Annotated in this window: 15 protein-coding genes; 9 read left to right on the top strand and 6 right to left on the bottom strand. The window is 59.2% G+C overall.

Annotation, left to right across the window (positions count from 1 at the left end; translation table 11 throughout):
• Nucleotides 1-157 precede the first annotated feature (157 nt).
• Nucleotides 158-565, top strand: a complete 408-nt coding sequence (locus CX511_RS24430; RefSeq protein ID WP_038615479.1) for a YkgJ family cysteine cluster protein — start codon at nt 158-160, stop codon at nt 563-565.
• Between the two features lie 132 nt (nt 566-697).
• Here the strand turns inward: CX511_RS24430 and typA are convergent, their stop codons facing one another.
• Nucleotides 698-2,518 carry a translational GTPase TypA gene (gene typA / locus CX511_RS24435; RefSeq protein ID WP_045181826.1) on the bottom strand — a complete coding sequence of 607 codons (1,821 nt, stop codon included), beginning with the start codon at nt 2,516-2,518 and terminating at the stop codon, nt 698-700.
• A 128-nt stretch (nt 2,519-2,646) separates the two neighbouring features.
• On the bottom strand, nt 2,647-4,101 hold the full coding sequence (gene thiI / locus CX511_RS24440; RefSeq protein WP_045181824.1) for a tRNA uracil 4-sulfurtransferase ThiI: 1,455 nt from the start codon (nt 4,099-4,101) through the stop codon (nt 2,647-2,649).
• A gap of 332 nt (nt 4,102-4,433) precedes the next feature.
• Here thiI and glnA point away from each other — a divergent pair, with 332 nt between their 5' ends.
• The 3 genes from glnA (at nt 4,434) to ntrC (ending at nt 8,752) form a co-directional block, all read left to right on the top strand.
• On the top strand, nt 4,434-5,840 hold the full coding sequence (gene glnA / locus CX511_RS24445; protein ID WP_045181822.1) for a glutamate--ammonia ligase: 1,407 nt from the start codon (nt 4,434-4,436) through the stop codon (nt 5,838-5,840).
• A 393-nt stretch (nt 5,841-6,233) separates the two neighbouring features.
• Nucleotides 6,234-7,319, top strand: a complete 1,086-nt coding sequence (gene glnL / locus CX511_RS24450; RefSeq protein WP_101293764.1) for a nitrogen regulation protein NR(II) — start codon at nt 6,234-6,236, stop codon at nt 7,317-7,319.
• Nucleotides 7,316-8,752 (top strand): nitrogen regulation protein NR(I), encoded by a 1,437-nt coding sequence (ntrC, locus tag CX511_RS24455; RefSeq protein WP_045181818.1) that lies wholly within the window; start codon nt 7,316-7,318, stop codon nt 8,750-8,752. The genes glnL and ntrC overlap by 4 nt, the downstream gene beginning before the upstream one ends.
• Nucleotides 8,753-9,050: 298 nt before the next feature.
• Here ntrC and CX511_RS24460 read toward each other — a convergent pair whose 3' ends face one another.
• The gene (locus CX511_RS24460) at nt 9,051-9,488 is read right to left on the bottom strand and encodes a hypothetical protein (protein WP_045181815.1); all 438 of its coding nucleotides are present in this window, start codon (nt 9,486-9,488) and stop codon (nt 9,051-9,053) included.
• On the opposite strand from CX511_RS24460, the gene trmL reads away from it, so the two are divergent.
• On the top strand, nt 9,487-9,942 hold the full coding sequence (gene trmL, locus CX511_RS24465) for a tRNA (uridine(34)/cytosine(34)/5-carboxymethylaminomethyluridine(34)-2'-O)-methyltransferase TrmL (protein WP_045181812.1): 456 nt from the start codon (nt 9,487-9,489) through the stop codon (nt 9,940-9,942). The genes CX511_RS24460 and trmL overlap by 2 nt on opposite strands.
• 51 nt (nt 9,943-9,993) lie before the next feature.
• Here the strand turns inward: trmL and secB are convergent, their stop codons facing one another.
• Genes secB through CX511_RS24480 form a run of 3 tightly spaced genes read right to left on the bottom strand, consistent with a single transcriptional unit; the run spans nt 9,994 to nt 11,199 of the window.
• Complete coding sequence (secB, locus tag CX511_RS24470) at nt 9,994-10,485, bottom strand: protein-export chaperone SecB (RefSeq protein WP_045181809.1); 492 nt, start codon at nt 10,483-10,485, stop codon at nt 9,994-9,996.
• A gap of 41 nt (nt 10,486-10,526) precedes the next feature.
• Nucleotides 10,527-10,781, bottom strand: a complete 255-nt coding sequence (gene grxC, locus CX511_RS24475; RefSeq protein ID WP_045181806.1) for a glutaredoxin 3 — start codon at nt 10,779-10,781, stop codon at nt 10,527-10,529.
• 1 nt (nt 10,782) lies between these two features.
• Nucleotides 10,783-11,199 (bottom strand): rhodanese-like domain-containing protein, encoded by a 417-nt coding sequence (locus CX511_RS24480; RefSeq protein ID WP_045181803.1) that lies wholly within the window; start codon nt 11,197-11,199, stop codon nt 10,783-10,785.
• Between the two features lie 215 nt (nt 11,200-11,414).
• Between CX511_RS24480 and gpmI the strand changes: the two genes are divergently transcribed.
• The 4 genes from gpmI to CX511_RS24500 all read left to right on the top strand — a co-directional run bounded on the left by gpmI (nt 11,415) and on the right by CX511_RS24500 (nt 16,561).
• Nucleotides 11,415-12,950, top strand: a complete 1,536-nt coding sequence (gene gpmI, locus CX511_RS24485) for a 2,3-bisphosphoglycerate-independent phosphoglycerate mutase (protein WP_045181799.1) — start codon at nt 11,415-11,417, stop codon at nt 12,948-12,950.
• Nucleotides 12,951-13,078: 128 nt separating this feature from the next.
• Nucleotides 13,079-14,362: a murein hydrolase activator EnvC family protein gene (locus tag CX511_RS24490; protein ID WP_101293763.1), complete on the top strand. Its 1,284-nt coding sequence runs from the start codon at nt 13,079-13,081 to the stop codon at nt 14,360-14,362.
• Nucleotides 14,363-14,453: 91 nt separating this feature from the next.
• Nucleotides 14,454-15,779 carry a S41 family peptidase gene (locus CX511_RS24495; protein WP_101293762.1) on the top strand — a complete coding sequence of 442 codons (1,326 nt, stop codon included), beginning with the start codon at nt 14,454-14,456 and terminating at the stop codon, nt 15,777-15,779.
• Between the two features lie 8 nt (nt 15,780-15,787).
• On the top strand, nt 15,788-16,561 hold the full coding sequence (locus tag CX511_RS24500; protein ID WP_101293761.1) for a divergent polysaccharide deacetylase family protein: 774 nt from the start codon (nt 15,788-15,790) through the stop codon (nt 16,559-16,561).
• Nucleotides 16,562-16,566 lie beyond the last annotated feature (5 nt).

The raw sequence follows: 16,566 nt of genomic DNA on the forward strand, positions 1-16,566 counted from the left end.
CAGCCTAGACCGTTCGACGCAGAGCGAAAGCGTAGGTTCGGGAGTTTCTGCGCTAAAGCGCTACCTGATGGCAACGTAACCGGCAAATGGTTGTTCACATTTTGATCAACTCCGGTATGATCGCGCGCCCATATAGAACATCTAAAACCTGAGCCTGATGAAACCGACCCTGATCGCCGCCGCCGAAGTTGACCGCCTGGAGACCTGGCAGAAATACCAAAGCCATATGTGCGGAGGCTGCAACTCGACCTGCTGCACCTTGCCGACGGAAGTGAAAATCAAAGACCTGATCCGCATGGGTGTAGTGGATGAGTTCGAGGTGGGAGAGCCACCGAAGAACATTGCCAAGCGTTTGCAGAAGGACGGCATCATCCAGCGATTCAATCAGAAGTCGGGGATTTTCACCCTGGCGCAGATGAGCAACGACGATTGCCTGTACCTGGATCGCAAGAGCCGCATGTGCACCATTTATGACAAGCGTCCGGACACCTGCCGCAACCACCCGCGGATCGGCCCGCGACCAGGATATTGCGCGTATATCCCCAAGCCTGCAGCGCGCCGCTAAACGCATCGCCGGCAAGACCCGCGCCCACAGCCAGCCTTGCCGGCGATAGGGCCAACACGCTTTCAAACCCTACACAAACAAAAACGCCCCCGGTCTTTCGACCGGGGGCGTTCTCATTCAGCCTGAACTAACTCAGTTCTTGGCTTTCTTGGCAGCGCGGGTACGCTCGCCTTCGTCGAGGATCTTCTTACGCAGACGGATCGACTTAGGAGTGACTTCACACAGCTCGTCGTCCTGGATGAATTCCAGAGCCTGTTCCAGGGTGAAGCGAACAGGTGGAACCAGAGCGATGGTTTCGTCTTTACCCGAAGCACGCATGTTGTCGAGCTTCTTGCCCTTGGTAGGGTTGACGCCCAGGTCGTTGTCACGGCTGTTCAGACCAACGATCTGACCGTTGTAGATCTCCTGACCGTGCTCAACGAACAGCTTGCCGCGAGCCTGCAGGGTTTCCAGCGAGTAGGTCAGTGCCTTGCCGGTTTCTACCGAAACCAGTACGCCGTTCTGACGGCCGGACATGTGGCCAGACTTCATCGGAGCGTAGCGATCGAAGATCGAGGTCAGGATGCCTGCACCGTTGGTCAGGGTCAGGAACTGGTTACGGAAACCGATCAGACCACGGGCTGGGATGTTGTATTCCAGGCGTACACGGCCCTTGCCATCCGGAACCATGTTGGTCAGGTCGCCTTTACGCAGACCCATTTCTTCCATGACCTTGCCCTGCGAATCTTCAGGGATGTCGATAGTGACGTTCTCGAACGGCTCGTTCTTGACGCCGTCGACTTCACGGATGATTACTTCTGGACGACCAACGCCCATTTCGAAGCCTTCGCGACGCATGGTTTCGATCAGTACCGACAGGTGCAGCTCACCACGGCCGGAAACCTTGAACTTGTCAGCCGAGTCGCCTTCTTCAACGCGCAGTGCAACGTTGTACAGCAGCTCTTTGTCCAGACGCTCTTTGATGTTACGGCTGGTGACGAACTTGCCTTCTTTACCGCAGAACGGCGAGTCGTTGACCTGGAAAGTCATCGAAACGGTTGGTTCGTCGACGGTCAGCGGCTTCATCGCCTCAACGGCGTCCGGGGCACACAGGGTGTCGGAGATGAACAGCTCGTCGAAACCGCTGATGCAGACGATGTCGCCAGCCAGGGCTTCTTCAACGTCAACGCGGTGCAGACCGTGGTGACCCATCAGCTTGAGGATACGGCCGTTACGCTTCTTGCCGTCGACATCGATGGCAACAACCGGGGTGTTCGGCTTGACGCGACCACGGGCGATACGGCCAACACCGATAACACCCAGGAAGCTGTTGTAGTCCAGTGCCGAGATTTGCATCTGGAACGGACCGTCACGGTCAACAGCAGGCGCCGGTACGTTGTCGATGATCGACTGGTACAGCGGGGTCATGTCTTCGGCCATTTCGGTGTGGTCCAGACCGGCAATGCCGTTCAGGGCCGAGGCGTAGACGACTTTGAAGTCCAGCTGTTCTTCGGTGGCACCGAGGTTGTCGAACAGATCGAAGATCTGGTCCAGAACCCAGTCAGGACGCGCGCCCGGACGGTCAACCTTGTTGATGACCACGATTGGACGCAGGCCGGCTTCGAAAGCCTTCTTGGTCACGAAACGGGTTTGCGGCATAGGGCCGTCTTGGGCGTCGACCAGCAGCAGCACCGAGTCAACCATCGACATTACACGCTCAACCTCGCCACCGAAGTCGGCGTGGCCGGGGGTGTCGACGATGTTGATGTGGTAGCCGTTCCAGTTGATGGCGGTGTTTTTCGCCAGAATGGTAATACCGCGCTCTTTTTCCTGGTCGTTGGAGTCCATGACGCGCTCGTCGTTGAGCTCGTTACGCTCCAGAGTGCCGGACTGACGCAGGAGTTTGTCGACCAGGGTGGTTTTACCATGGTCAACGTGGGCGATGATGGCGATGTTACGCAGATTTTCGATCACGTGTGTATCTCGATCAGAGGATTCGGGTTGCCGCCCAGTCTAGGCGACGAATATGAATGAATGGCGCTCAACGGGCCCGCAGGTCGGGAGGGCGATGGCGGATGCTCCCGCCATACAACCCCGGCGTTTTATGTCGGACGATAAACGCGCACATTGGCATGTCCCTCACTGAGCAAATGATGGGCATGCAGGCGACTCATCACACCCTTGTCGCAATACAGCAGGTACTGACGCGTAGCGTCCAGCTCCTTGAAGCGACTGTTCAGGGCGTAGAACGGCAAGGCCTTGACCTCGATGCCGTCCAGTTCCAGGGGCTGGTCTTCCTGGGCATCAGGGTGACGAATATCAATCACCACCTGCCCGGCCAACGCCTGGCTGACTTCTTCGATCTGGATATCCTGGCCGAGTTCATCGATCACATTGTCGATGGACACCAGGCGAGCACGCTCCAGGGCGCGCTCGAGCACAGCCATGTCGAACTGCTTCTCTTCATGGTCAACGCGATGACGCTTGGCACAGGTGGTCGGGTTCACCGAGATCACGCCGCAGTACTCAGGCATGTGCTTGGCGAACTCGGCGGTACCGATCTGGTTGGCCTGGTCGATGATGTCCTGCTTGTGGCTGGCCAGCAACGGACGCAGTACCAGCTTCTCGGTGGCCGAGTCGATCACTGCCAGGTTCGGCAGGGTCTGGCTGGAAACCTGGGAGATCGCCTCGCCGGTCACCAGTGCATCAATTTCAAGGCGGTCAGCAATATTGGTCGCAGCGCGTAGCATCATGCGCTTGAGGGTCACGCCCATGTAGCTGTTGTCGACCTTGCCGAGAATCTCGCCGACCACTTCTTCGAACGGCACGCTGACGAACAGCACACGCTGGCTGCTGCCGTATTTTTTCCACAGGAAGTGGGCGACTTCCATCACCCCCAACTCGTGGGCACGGCCGCCCAGGTTAAAGAAGCAGAAGTGCGTCATCAGACCGCGGCGCATCATCTGGTAGGCCGCGACGGTGGAGTCGAAACCACCCGACATCAGCACCAGAGTCTGCTCCAGCGTGCCCAGTGGGTAGCCACCGATGCCTTTATGCTGGTTGTGAATCACGTACAGGCGCTTGTCACGAACCTCGATGCGTACCTCAACCTCCGGGGTGCGCAGGTCGATCCCGGCGGCGCCGCACTGCTGGCGCAGCTGGCTGCCGACATAACGGTCGACGTCCATCGAGGTAAAGTCGTGGTGGCCGCCGCGCTTGCAACGCACGGCAAAGCGCTTACCGGCCAGCAGGTGGCCGAAGTGGGTCTTGCACTTGGCGACGATATCGTCGAAGTCGCCCAGCGGGTATTCGTCGACCTGCAGGAAGTGGGCGATGCCCGGCATGCAGGTCAGACGCTCGATCATCTCGCGCAGGACTTTCTCGTCCTCGATGCGGGTGACCACCTCGAGGTTGTCCCAGACACCATCAACCGCGAGCGCAGGATCGAGGTCCTTGAGCACGGTACGGATGTTGCGGCCCAGTTGACGGATGAAGCGCTTGCGAACCGGGCGGCTCTTGATGGTGATCTCTGGGAAGACTTTTACGATTAGTTTCATTGAAAACAGCGCGCGCAATGCCGACTAAAAAAGTGGGGCGCGGATTATAGCGGAAATTGCTCAAGGTTTAACCAATTAATCTACAGAAGGTTTGACGCGCACCAAAATGAGGCATCAAGCCTGATTTACGCCTCTTATGAGTGCAGGAATGCCGTAGATTTTCCGCCAAACGGGGCTGGAATGCGTAGAAATCGGGCAAGACATCCAAACCGGGGCACTGGCATGCAATTTGCTCCCTTGTGAGGCAGGTTGCCTTGGCCGACTATTCGCGCCCGGCATCACCCAAATTCAAGGGCTGCACAGGCACGCTCTACCCCACCCCGGAGGACACTATGTCGAAGTCGGTTCAACTCATCAAAGATCATGACGTTAAATGGATTGATCTGCGCTTCACGGACACCAAAGGCATTCAACATCACGTGACCATGCCGTCGCGTGATGCCCTGGATGAAGACTTCTTCGAAGCCGGCAAGATGTTCGACGGTTCCTCCATCGCTGGCTGGAAAGGCATTGAAGCTTCCGACATGATCCTGATGCCGGACGACTCCTCCGCCGTACTGGACCCGTTCACCGAAGAACCGACCCTGATCCTGGTCTGCGACATCATCGAACCTTCGACCATGCAAGGCTATGACCGCGACCCACGCGCCATCGCCCGCCGCGCCGAAGAGTACCTGAAGACCACCGGCATCGGTGACACCGTGTTCGTCGGCCCAGAGCCTGAGTTCTTCATCTTCGACGAAGTGAAGTTCAAGTCCGACATCTCCGGCTCGATGTTCAAGATCTACTCCGAGCAAGGCTCGTGGATGTCCGACCAGGACGTAGAAGGCGGTAACAAAGGCCACCGTCCTGGCGTCAAAGGCGGCTACTTCCCAGTTCCGCCGTTCGACCACGACCACGAAATCCGTACTGCCATGTGCAACGCCATGGAAGAAATGGGCCTGGTCATCGAAGTTCACCACCACGAAGTGGCGACTGCCGGCCAGAACGAAATCGGCGTGCAGTTCAACACCCTGGTGAAGAAGGCTGACGAAGTTCAGACCCTCAAGTACTGCGTACACAACGTTGCCGACGCCTACGGCCGCACCGCGACCTTCATGCCTAAGCCACTGTACGGCGACAACGGCTCGGGCATGCACGTGCACATGTCCATCTCCAAAGAAGGCAAGAACACCTTCTCCGGCGAAGGCTATGCTGGCCTGTCCGACACTGCCCTGTACTTCATCGGCGGTATCATCAAGCACGGTAAGGCGCTGAACGGCTTCACCAACCCGGCTACCAACTCCTACAAGCGTCTGGTACCAGGCTTCGAAGCACCCGTAATGCTGGCCTACTCGGCCCGTAACCGTTCGGCCTCGATCCGTATCCCTTACGTTTCCAGCCCGAAAGCCCGCCGTATCGAAGCGCGCTTCCCGGACCCAGCGGCCAACCCATACCTGTGCTTCGCTGCACTGATGATGGCCGGTCTGGACGGCATCCAGAACAAGATCCACCCAGGCGACGCCGCCGACAAGAACCTGTACGACCTGCCGCCTGAAGAGGCGAAAGAGATCCCTCAGGTGTGCGGCAGCCTCAAAGAAGCCCTGGAAGAGCTGGACAAGGGCCGTGCGTTCCTGACCAAGGGCGGCGTGTTCTCCGATGACTTCATCGATGCCTACATCGCCCTGAAGAGCGAAGAAGAAATCAAGGTCCGTACCTTTGTACACCCACTGGAATACGAGCTGTACTACAGCTGCTAATTCAGTGACGCCTGCGCAAGCGGCGTAACGCGACAGACAGAGGCCTCCTTCGGGAGGCCTTTTGTTTTTCTGCCCTTCTACGGGCCGGCGAGGCCTTTCTGGTCCGCGTCACCGCCCATTTGCGCTTCGCAATGTAATTCTTACCCTATGCTCTATATTGGTGCGCACCCCAGCATACAGCTGAGCAAATCAACCCATTTTGGTTCAAGCAAACGGCCAGATCAGGGCTTTATAGCCATAACTGGCGCAAAATCAGGTCTTTATCCGGCAGATCCGCTTCTTTTCGGAGCCTTGGTTTGTTTTTTGCATTTTCTTGTTACCAGCAGACAACCAGCGCCCGCGACCCTGGCACAACCGGGGTCGTCATGAGCCAAAAGAGGTCACCGACGCCCCATGACCATCAGCGATGCCCTGCACCGACTGCTACTGGACAACCTGACTACCGCTACCATCTTGCTCAATGCCGAGTTGCGCCTTGAGTACATGAACCCGGCCGCGGAAATGCTCTTGGCCATCAGCGGCCAGCGCAGCCATGGGCAATTCATCAGCGAACTGTTCACCGAATCACCTGAAGCGCTCAATTCCCTGCGCCAGGCGGTGGTACACGCCCACCCATTCACCAAGCGCGAAGCGCAACTGACCTCACTGACCGGCCAGACCCAGACCGTCGACTATGCGGTAACGCCGATCCTCAGTGGCGGGCGGACCTTGTTACTGCTCGAAGTGCACCCACGCGACCGCTTGCTGCGCATCACCAAGGAAGAGGCCCAGCTGTCCAAACAGGAAACCACCAAGCTGCTGGTGCGTGGCCTGGCCCACGAAATCAAGAACCCACTGGGCGGTATTCGCGGCGCGGCCCAACTGCTGTCCCGGGAACTGCCCGAGGAAGGCCTCAAGGATTACACCAATGTGATCATTGAAGAGGCTGACCGCCTGCGCAACCTGGTCGATCGCATGCTGGGTTCGAACAAATTGCCGTCGCTGGCGATGACCAATATCCATGAAGTACTCGAACGGGTCTGTAGCCTGGTCGAGGCTGAAAGCCAAGGCGGCATCACCCTGGTGCGCGATTACGACCCGAGCCTGCCGGACGTGCTGATCGACCGCGAGCAGATGATCCAGGCCGTACTCAATATCGTGCGCAACGCCATGCAGGCCATCAGCGGCCAAAACGAACTGCGCCTGGGGCGTATCAGCTTGCGCACACGAGCCATGCGCCAGTTCACCATTGGCCACACTCGCCATCGCCTGGTGGCCAAGGTCGAGATCATCGACAACGGCCCCGGCATTCCTGCCGAGCTGCAGGAAACCATCTTCTATCCCATGGTCAGCGGTCGCCCCGACGGTACCGGGCTGGGCCTGGCCATTACCCAGAACATCATCAGCCAGCACCAGGGCCTGATCGAGTGTGACAGCCATCCTGGCCACACCACCTTCTCGATCTTCCTGCCCCTGGAACAAGGAGCCACCGCCTCATGAGCCGTAGTGAAACTGTCTGGATCGTCGACGATGACCGCTCCATCCGCTGGGTCCTGGAAAAAGCCCTGCAACAGGAAGGCATGACCACCCAGAGCTTCGACAGCGCCGACGGGGTCATGAGCCGCCTGGCTCGGCAGCAGCCGGACGTGATCATCTCCGATATCCGCATGCCCGGTGCCAGTGGTCTGGACCTGCTGGCGCAGATTCGCGATCAGCACCCGCGTCTGCCGGTGATCATCATGACTGCCCATTCAGACCTTGATAGCGCGGTGGCGTCCTATCAGGGTGGCGCGTTTGAATACTTGCCCAAGCCGTTTGACGTCGATGAGGCGGTGTCGCTGGTCAAGCGCGCCAATCAGCACGCTCAGGAGCAACAAGGCCTGGATATCGCCCCAAGCCTGACCCGCACCCCGGAGATCATCGGCGAAGCACCGGCGATGCAGGAGGTGTTCCGCGCCATCGGTCGCCTCAGCCACTCCAACATCACTGTGCTGATCAATGGCGAATCCGGCACCGGTAAAGAACTGGTCGCCCATGCCCTGCACCGCCACAGTCCGCGTGCAGCGTCGCCGTTCATCGCTCTGAATATGGCGGCAATTCCCAAGGACCTGATGGAGTCCGAGCTGTTCGGCCACGAAAAAGGCGCGTTCACTGGTGCAGCCAATCTGCGTCGTGGCCGCTTTGAACAAGCCGATGGCGGCACACTGTTCCTCGATGAGATCGGCGATATGCCGGCTGATACCCAGACCCGTCTGCTGCGCGTGCTGGCTGACGGTGAGTTCTATCGAGTCGGTGGCCATGTGCCGGTGAAGGTCGACGTGCGCATCATTGCCGCCACCCACCAGAATCTGGAAACCCTGGTACAGGCCGGCAAGTTCCGTGAAGACCTGTTCCATCGCCTCAACGTGATCCGCATCCATATCCCGCGTCTGGCTGATCGCCGTGAAGACATCCCGACCTTGGCACGGCACTTCCTCGGCCGTGCTGCCCAGGAACTGGCGGTTGAACCCAAATTGCTCAAGGCCGAAACCGAAGAGTTCATGCGCAACTTGCCGTGGCCAGGTAACGTGCGCCAGCTGGAAAATACCTGCCGTTGGATCACTGTGATGGCCTCGGGCCGGGAAGTGCATATCGGTGATCTACCGCCCGAGCTGCTCAACCTGCCACAAGATGCCGCGCCGGTGACCAACTGGGAACAGGCGCTGCGCCAATGGGCGGACCAGGCCCTGTCCCGTGGCCAGTCAAACCTGCTTGACAGTGCAGTGCCGAGTTTCGAGCGGATCATGATCGAGACCGCCCTCAAGCACACCGCTGGTCGCCGTCGCGATGCCGCGGTGCTGCTCGGTTGGGGGCGCAACACCCTGACGCGCAAGATCAAAGAGTTGGGGATGAAGGTCGATGGTGGCGACGAGGACGGAGACGACGAGGCCTGACCGTCATGGCCTCATCGCTGGTAACGCCGGCTGCCACAGGTTCAGGGTTGACCCAGGCTTTTGTGGGAGCCGGTCTTGCCGGCGATGGATTGCAAAACAGTCCTGAAATTGCACTGCCATGCACCGAGCAACGTCTATTTTGCACCGTCACAACGCACAAATCCCCGCCCCAATCCCGCATCGCCGGATAAAACCCAGTATTTTGCGGACTGCAACAAAACTGGCATACACCCTGCATTAGTATCAGTACTTCCAGTTTTGGGGGCCTTGGTACAGGCAGGCCGGGGATTCCCCTCTTTTATTCGCGCAGGCGCACCTGCACTCGCCAGCGGCCATCGTCCTCTGCACCGCTCCAGTCGCCGTGCAGAGGACGGGCCGCCACCAACGTCACCAGCAGCCCACCATCACTTTTCTGCACGCGCCAAGCAACCGGCTTGCCCTGCTGACGCAACTGGCCACGCGCGGCCTTGCCTTCGGCCTCGAACAGCAAGGCCAGGGTGCCATCGACTTCTTCGCCGTGCAGCTTGGGTTCTTCGTTAAACCACAGGTCCAACCCCCCCTCTACCACCTGCACGTGCTCCAGCACGCGTGGCTCAGGCGTGGTCAGGCGACCGATCATCAAGCCCACCAACATGCCGAATATCGCCAGAGAAAACAGCACGCGCGGCCATTGCTGCGAACGCGGATCCGGTTCAGGAGTAGAATGCTCACCATCTTTATGTTCGGAGCCGTGCATGTTTCACGTCATCCTCTTTCAACCAGAGATTCCGCCGAATACCGGCAATATTATAAGGCTGTGCGCCAACAGCGGCTGCCACTTGCACCTGATCGAGCCCATTGGTTTCGAACTGGACGACAAGCGTCTGCGCCGCGCCGGGCTGGACTACCACGAGTATGCGCCGCTCAAGCGTCATGCCGACCTCGAAAGCTGCCTGCAAAGCCTCGGTCAGCCGCGCCTGTTCGCCTTCACCACCAAAGCCTCGCACCCTTACCACGAAGTCGCATTCCAACCCGGCGATGCCTTCCTGTTCGGCCCGGAAAGCCGCGGCCTGCCAGCCGAAGTGCTGGACAGTCTGCCCGCCGAGCAACGCCTGCGCCTGCCAATGCGTGAAGGGTGTCGCAGCTTGAACCTGTCCAATACCGTGGCGGTGACGGTGTATGAAGCGTGGCGCCAGCAAGGGTTTGCCTAAGCCAAGAAAAAAGCGCCCTGATGGGCGCTTTTTCAATACATCGCAACAGACTTATTGCAGCGAAGGTGCTTCGCCAGCTTCCTGCATGCGCTGCATCTCTTGCGCGTACAGAGCATCGAAGTTAACCGGCGACAGCATCAAGGCCGGGAACGAACCACGAGTCACCAGGCTGTCCAGGGCTTCGCGAGCGTACGGGAACAGGATGTTCGGGCAGAATGCACCCAGGGTGTGGCTCATCGACGCCGGATCAAGGTTCTTGATCAGGAAGATACCCGCCTGCTGGACTTCAGCAATGAAGGCCACTTCGTCACCGTTTTTCACGGTAACCGACAGCGTCAGTACGACTTCGTGGAAATCACCTTCCAGACCTTTCTGCTTGGTGTTCAGGTCCAGAGCAACACTTGGCTCCCACTGCTGACGGAAGATTGCCGGGCTTTTCGGCGCTTCGAACGACAGGTCACGCACATAGATGCGCTGCATGGAGAACTGTGGTGCGCTTTCGTCTTCTGCTGCGGCTGCGCCGTTGTTCGGTTGATCAGTCATGACAGATCCTTCTTTCCAGGGTCTTAAATTGGGGTTCTGGTTCAAGCCTTGAGCAAGGCGTCGAGTTTACCGGCGCGCTCAAGGGCAAACAGGTCGTCGCAACCGCCGACATGGGTGCTGCCGATCCAGATCTGCGGCACCGAGGTACGGCCGGCTTTTTGAGCCATTTCAGCACGCACCTGGGGTTTGCCATCGACCTTGATCTCGTCGAAGGCTACACCTTTGTTCTCCAGCAGGTACTTAGCCCGCGAGCAGTAAGGGCAGTAATCGCTGGAATAGACGATGACGTTGCTCATATCACTTCACCAACGGCAGGTTGTCGGCTTTCCAGCTCGAGACTCCGCCCGACAGTTTGGCAGCGGTGAAACCGGCCTTGAGCAGTTCGCGAGCAGTGGTGCCGGCGTGCTGGCCCATGGCATCGACCACGATCAGGGTTTTGTTGCCCTTGTGCTTTTCCAGCTCGCCGATACGAGCGGCGAACTTGTCTTGTGGAATATTCAGGGCGCCAACGATATGGCCAGCCGCATAATCCTTGGTCGAACGAATGTCGATAACCAGGCCTTTATCACTGTTGACCAGCGCTGTCAGCTCGCCAGTGCTCAGGCTGCGTCCGCCTTTGCGGGCTTCGTGGATGATCAGCAGCACCAGCAGAACGACGAAGATACCAACCAGCAGATAGTGATTTGTTGCGAATTCAATCAGGTGAGCAACCATTGGAGGGTGTTCCAGGCCATTAAAAATGTTGGCCAGTATACACAGGCCCCAAGGTCGGCCAAAGCCCGCCCGACCGGCTCATCGCCAGTAATTCTCATCTACGCCCTGCAGTCCGTCGGCCAACGCCCAGTGGCGAACAAGGTTAATTCGTCATTCATGGCCAATTTGCCCTAAAATGCGCATCTTTATCATCTGAACAACCGTGAGTGGGATTGATGACGAGCACGCCAAAACCCTTGGTCCTGATCATCCTGGATGGTTTCGGTCACAGCGAAAGCCCCGACTACAACGCCATCTATTCGGCCAACACGCCGGTCTACGATCGCCTGCGCGCCACCCAGCCGCACGGCTTGATCTCCGGCTCGGGCATGGACGTCGGTTTGCCTGACGGGCAGATGGGCAACTCCGAGGTCGGTCACATGAACCTCGGTGCCGGCCGCGTTGTGTACCAGGATTTCACCCGAGTCACTAAGGCCATCAAAGATGGCGAGTTCTTCACAAACGAAGTGCTCTGTGGCGCGGTCGACAAGGCCGTGGGCGGCGGCAAGGCCGTACACATCCTCGGCCTGTTGTCCGATGGCGGCGTGCACAGTCACCAGGATCATCTGGTCGCCATGGCCGAACTGGCCGCCCAACGTGGCGCCGAGAAGATCTACCTGCATGCCTTCCTCGATGGCCGCGATACGCCACCGAAAAGTGCGCAATCGTCCATCGAACTGCTCGACGCCACCTTCGCCAAGCTGGGCAAGGGTCGCATCGCCAGCCTGATCGGCCGCTACTACGCCATGGACCGCGACAACCGCTGGGACCGTGTGTCGAGCGCCTATAACCTGATCGTCGATAGCGTCGCCGACTACAGCGCCGACTCCGCCCTTGCCGGCCTGGAAGCGGCTTATGCCCGCGACGAGAGCGATGAGTTCGTCAAGGCCACGCGTATCGGAGAAGCGGTCAAGGTCGAAGACGGCGACGCCGTGATTTTCATGAACTTCCGCGCCGACCGCGCGCGTGAACTGTCGCGGGTGTTCGTCGAAACTGACTTCAATGAATTCCCACGGTCGCGCCTGCCGAAGCTGGCCGCATATATTGGCCTGACCCAGTACTCGGCAAAAATCCCGGCGCCTGCGGCGTTTGCTCCGGGCAGCCTGAACAACGTGCTCGGTGAATACCTGGCAAAAAACGGCAAGACCCAGCTGCGCATTGCTGAAACCGAGAAGTACGCTCACGTCACCTTCTTCTTCTCCGGTGGTCGTGAAGAACCGTTCGAAGGCGAAGAGCGCATCCTGATTCCGTCGCCAAAGGTCGCCACCTATGACCTGCAGCCAGAGATGAGCGCGCCGGAAGTCACCGACCGTATCGTTGAAGCCATCGAGCAGCAGCGCTACGACGTGATCGTGGTCAACTACGCCAACGGCGACATGGTCGGCCACAGCGGTGTGTTCGAAGCCGCCGTCAAAGCCGTCGAAGCCCTGGACTTGTGCGTCGGGCGCATTGTCGAGGCCCTGGACAAGGTCGGTGGCGAAGCCTTGATCACCGCCGACCACGGCAATGTCGAGCAGATGGAAGACGAATGCACTGGCCAGGCGCACACCGCGCACACCACTGAGCCAGTGCCTTTCATTTATGTTGGCAAGCGCAATGTCCAGGTCCGTGAAGGTGGTGTATTGGCCGACGTGGCACCGACCATGCTCAAACTGCTGGGTCTGGAAAAGCCTGCAGAGATGACAGGCACGTCGATTCTTATCGACGCCTGAAGCCGCTAAACCGGCCGCAACGGTCGGTTTTCCGGACAAACGCCTCACTGCAGTTGCCGTGAGGCGTTTTTTTTGCCCGCCATGGCGGGCATACTAGGCCAGTCTCTATCCCTGGTGTCGCCCACTCCATGTTTCGCGCCCTGATTCTTCTAGCCTTGACCTGCCTGCTCAGCCCGGCGTTTGCCGATGAGCGTGCGCAAACCCAGCAGCAACTGGACGCTACGCGCCAGGACATTGCCGAGCTGAAAAAAATGCTCGGTAAGTTGCAGCAGGAAAAATCCGGTGTGCAGAAGGACCTGCGCAGCACTGAAACCGACATCGGTAAGCTGGAGAAGCAGGTGGAGGCCCTGCAGCAGGAACTAAAAAAGACTGAAGGCGAGCTGGAGCGCCTTGATCACGAGAAAAAAAAACTCCAGAGCGCCCGCGTTGAACAACAACGCCTGATTGCCATCCAGGCCCGTTCGGCCTACCAGAACGGCCGCGAGGAATACCTCAAGCTGCTGCTCAACCAGCAGAATCCGGAAAAATTCGCCCGTACCCTGACCTATTACGACTACCTGAGCCAGGCACGCCTCACCCAACTGCGCAACTTCAATGAAACCTTGCGCCAGCTGGCCAACGTCGAACAGGACATCAGCCTGCAGCAAGCGCAGTTGCTGGCTCAGCAAGGTAACCTCGATGCCCAGCGCCAGGAGCTGGAAAAAGTTCGCGCCGAGCGCCAGCAAGTCCTGGCCAAACTGAACAGCGACGTCAAAGCCCGCGACCAGAAGCTGCAGGCCCGCGAACAAGACCAGGCCGACCTGAGCAAAGTCCTCAAGACCATTGAGGAAACCCTCGCACGTCAGGCCCGTGAAGCCGAAGCCGCACGACAGAAGGCCCTGCTCGCGGCCCAGGAAGCAGAAAAACAACGCCAGCGCGAAGCTCTGGCCGACAAGGATGATTCGCCAAGCAAGGCCAAAAGCATCCCGGGCCCGCTGGTTTCCAACAACGGCGAAACCTTCGGCGGAGCTTTTTCTTCGGCCCGGGGCAAACTTCCATGGCCAGTCAATGGTCGATTACTGGCACGCTTTGGCGAAACCCGCGGTGGTGACTCACGGACAAAGTGGGATGGCGTGATGATCAGCGCCTCGCCTGGCAGCCAAGTGCGTGCCGTACATGGCGGCCGGGTGGTGTTTGCCGACTGGTTGCGCGGCGCTGGACTTCTGGTCATTCTCGACCATGGTAATGGTTACCTGAGCTTGTACGGGCATAACCAGAGCCTGCTCAAGAGCGCTGGAGACGTCGTCAAGGCCGGCGAGGCAATATCCACCGTTGGTAACAGTGGCGGCCAGGACAACTCTGGGCTGTACTTCGCCATCCGCCAGCAAGGTCGCCCAAGCGATCCCGCACAATGGTGCCGTGCCCAAGGATAGGTACCACCACCCTTATTTGACGGTATAACGTGATATCGCGTCTTGCCGAGGCTCCAGCCGGAGCGCTACCAGGATCAGGAGTTCGTTCGACATGCTGCATACGCCTCGCCTCACCTCGCTGGCCCTGACCATCGCTTTGGTCCTCGGCGCGCCACTGGCCCTTGCGGCCGAGCCTGCCAAGCCCACTGCGGTGCCGGCCACGACGGTATCAGCGGCTTCTGCCAAGGCGCCACTGCCGCTCGAAGAGCTGCGCACCTTCGCCGAGGTCATGGACCGGATCAAGGCAGCCTATGTGGAACCTGTAGACGACAAGACCCTGCTGGAGAATGCCATCAAGGGCATGCTCAGCAACCTCGACCCGCATTCGGCCTACCTGGGCCCGGAAGATTTCCAGGAGCTGCAGGAAAGCACCAGCGGCGAGTTCGGTGGCCTGGGTATCGAAGTCGGTATGGAGGATGGCATCGTCAAGGTGGTATCGCCGATCGATGACACCCCGGCCTCACGTGCGGGGATCGAGGCTGGTGACCTGATCGTCAAGATCAACGGCCAGCCGACCCGTGGCCAGACCATGACCGAAGCGGTCGACAAAATGCGCGGCAAGATTGGCGAGAAGATCACCCTGACTCTGGTACGCGACGGCGGCACGCCTTTCGACGTGACCCTGGCCCGTGCGGTCATTCAGGTCAAAAGCGTCAAGAGCCAACTGCTTGAGGACGGCTACGGCTACATCCGAATCACCCAATTCCAGGTCAAGACTGGCGAAGAAGTCGGCAAGGCTCTGGCCAAGCTGCGCAAAGACAACGGCAAAAAGTTGCGTGGCCTGATCCTGGACCTGCGCAACAACCCTGGTGGCGTATTGCAGTCGGCGGTCGAAGTGGCTGACCACTTCCTGACCAAAGGCCTGATCGTTTACACCAAGGGCCGCATTGCCAACTCCGAACTGCGCTTCTCCGCCGACCCGGCCGACGCCAGCGAAGGCGTGCCATTGGTGGTGTTGATCAACGGCGGCAGTGCCTCGGCGTCGGAGATTGTCGCCGGTGCTCTGCAGGACCAGAAACGTGGCGTGCTGATGGGTACCGACAGCTTCGGTAAAGGTTCGGTACAAACCGTGCTGCCGTTGAACAACGATCGTGCGCTGAAGATCACCACCGCGCTGTACTACACCCCCAACGGTCGCTCGATCCAGGCCCAGGGCATCGTGCCGGATATCGAAGTACGCCCGGCCAAACTGACGGCTGAGGCCGACAACGACAACTTCAAGGAAGCCGACCTGCAAGGCCATTTAGGTAACGGCAATGGCGGCGCAGACCGTCCATCCAGCGGTGCCAAACGCAAGGAGCGCCCTCAGGACAATGACTTCCAGCTCAGCCAGGCCCTCAGCCTGCTCAAGGGCTTGAGCATCACCCACAGCAAGTGACCCTCTGCATGCGTTACCTGTTATGTACCCTGCTGTACCTGTTGAGCGGCGCCGCATTCGCGGCACCCACCCAACCGGGCAAGGCGTACATGAGCGTAATCATCGACGACCTGGGCCAGAGCAGCGCGCGTGATAGCCGTACCTTGGCCCTGCCCGGCCCGGTAACCATGGCGATCATGCCTGATACCCCGCATGCCAGTACGTTTGCCCGCCAGGCCCATCAGGCCGGCAAGACGGTCATCCTGCACATGCCTATGGATCCGGCTACCGGCCCCTACGCTTGGCATCCCGGCACCCCAGTGCCGGAACTCGCTCAGCGTCTGGACGCCGCGCTGGCCAAAGTGCCTTACGCTGCCGGTATCAACAATCACATGGGCAGCCGCATGACCTCGCAAGCCGAGCCGATGGCCTGGTTGATGGCCGAGCTGCAGCGTCGTCACCTGTTCTTCGTCGACAGCCGCACCAGCGCTGCCACTGTGGCGGCGGCCAAGGCTCAAGTGTTGAACCTGGCACATGTCTCGCGGGATGTATTTCTTGATGACGTGCGTACACCCGAAGCGATTACCGCGCAGTTGCAACTCGGCATCGAACTGGCACGCAAACAGGGATCGGCGGTACTGATCGGACACCCCTACCCACAGACGCTTGATGTGCTGGAACGTGAAATGCCCCGGCTCAAACGCCAGGGCATCGAATTGATCAGCATTGAGCAGATGATTGCCGAACGCAGCAACCAGGCCATGCCTGCCCATGGCAGCCATGGCCGCTACACCAACCGCTGAGTGTT

It is taken from the genome of Pseudomonas sp. S06B 330 (genome assembly GCF_002845275.2).
In the GTDB taxonomy this organism is placed as follows: domain Bacteria; phylum Pseudomonadota; class Gammaproteobacteria; order Pseudomonadales; family Pseudomonadaceae; genus Aquipseudomonas.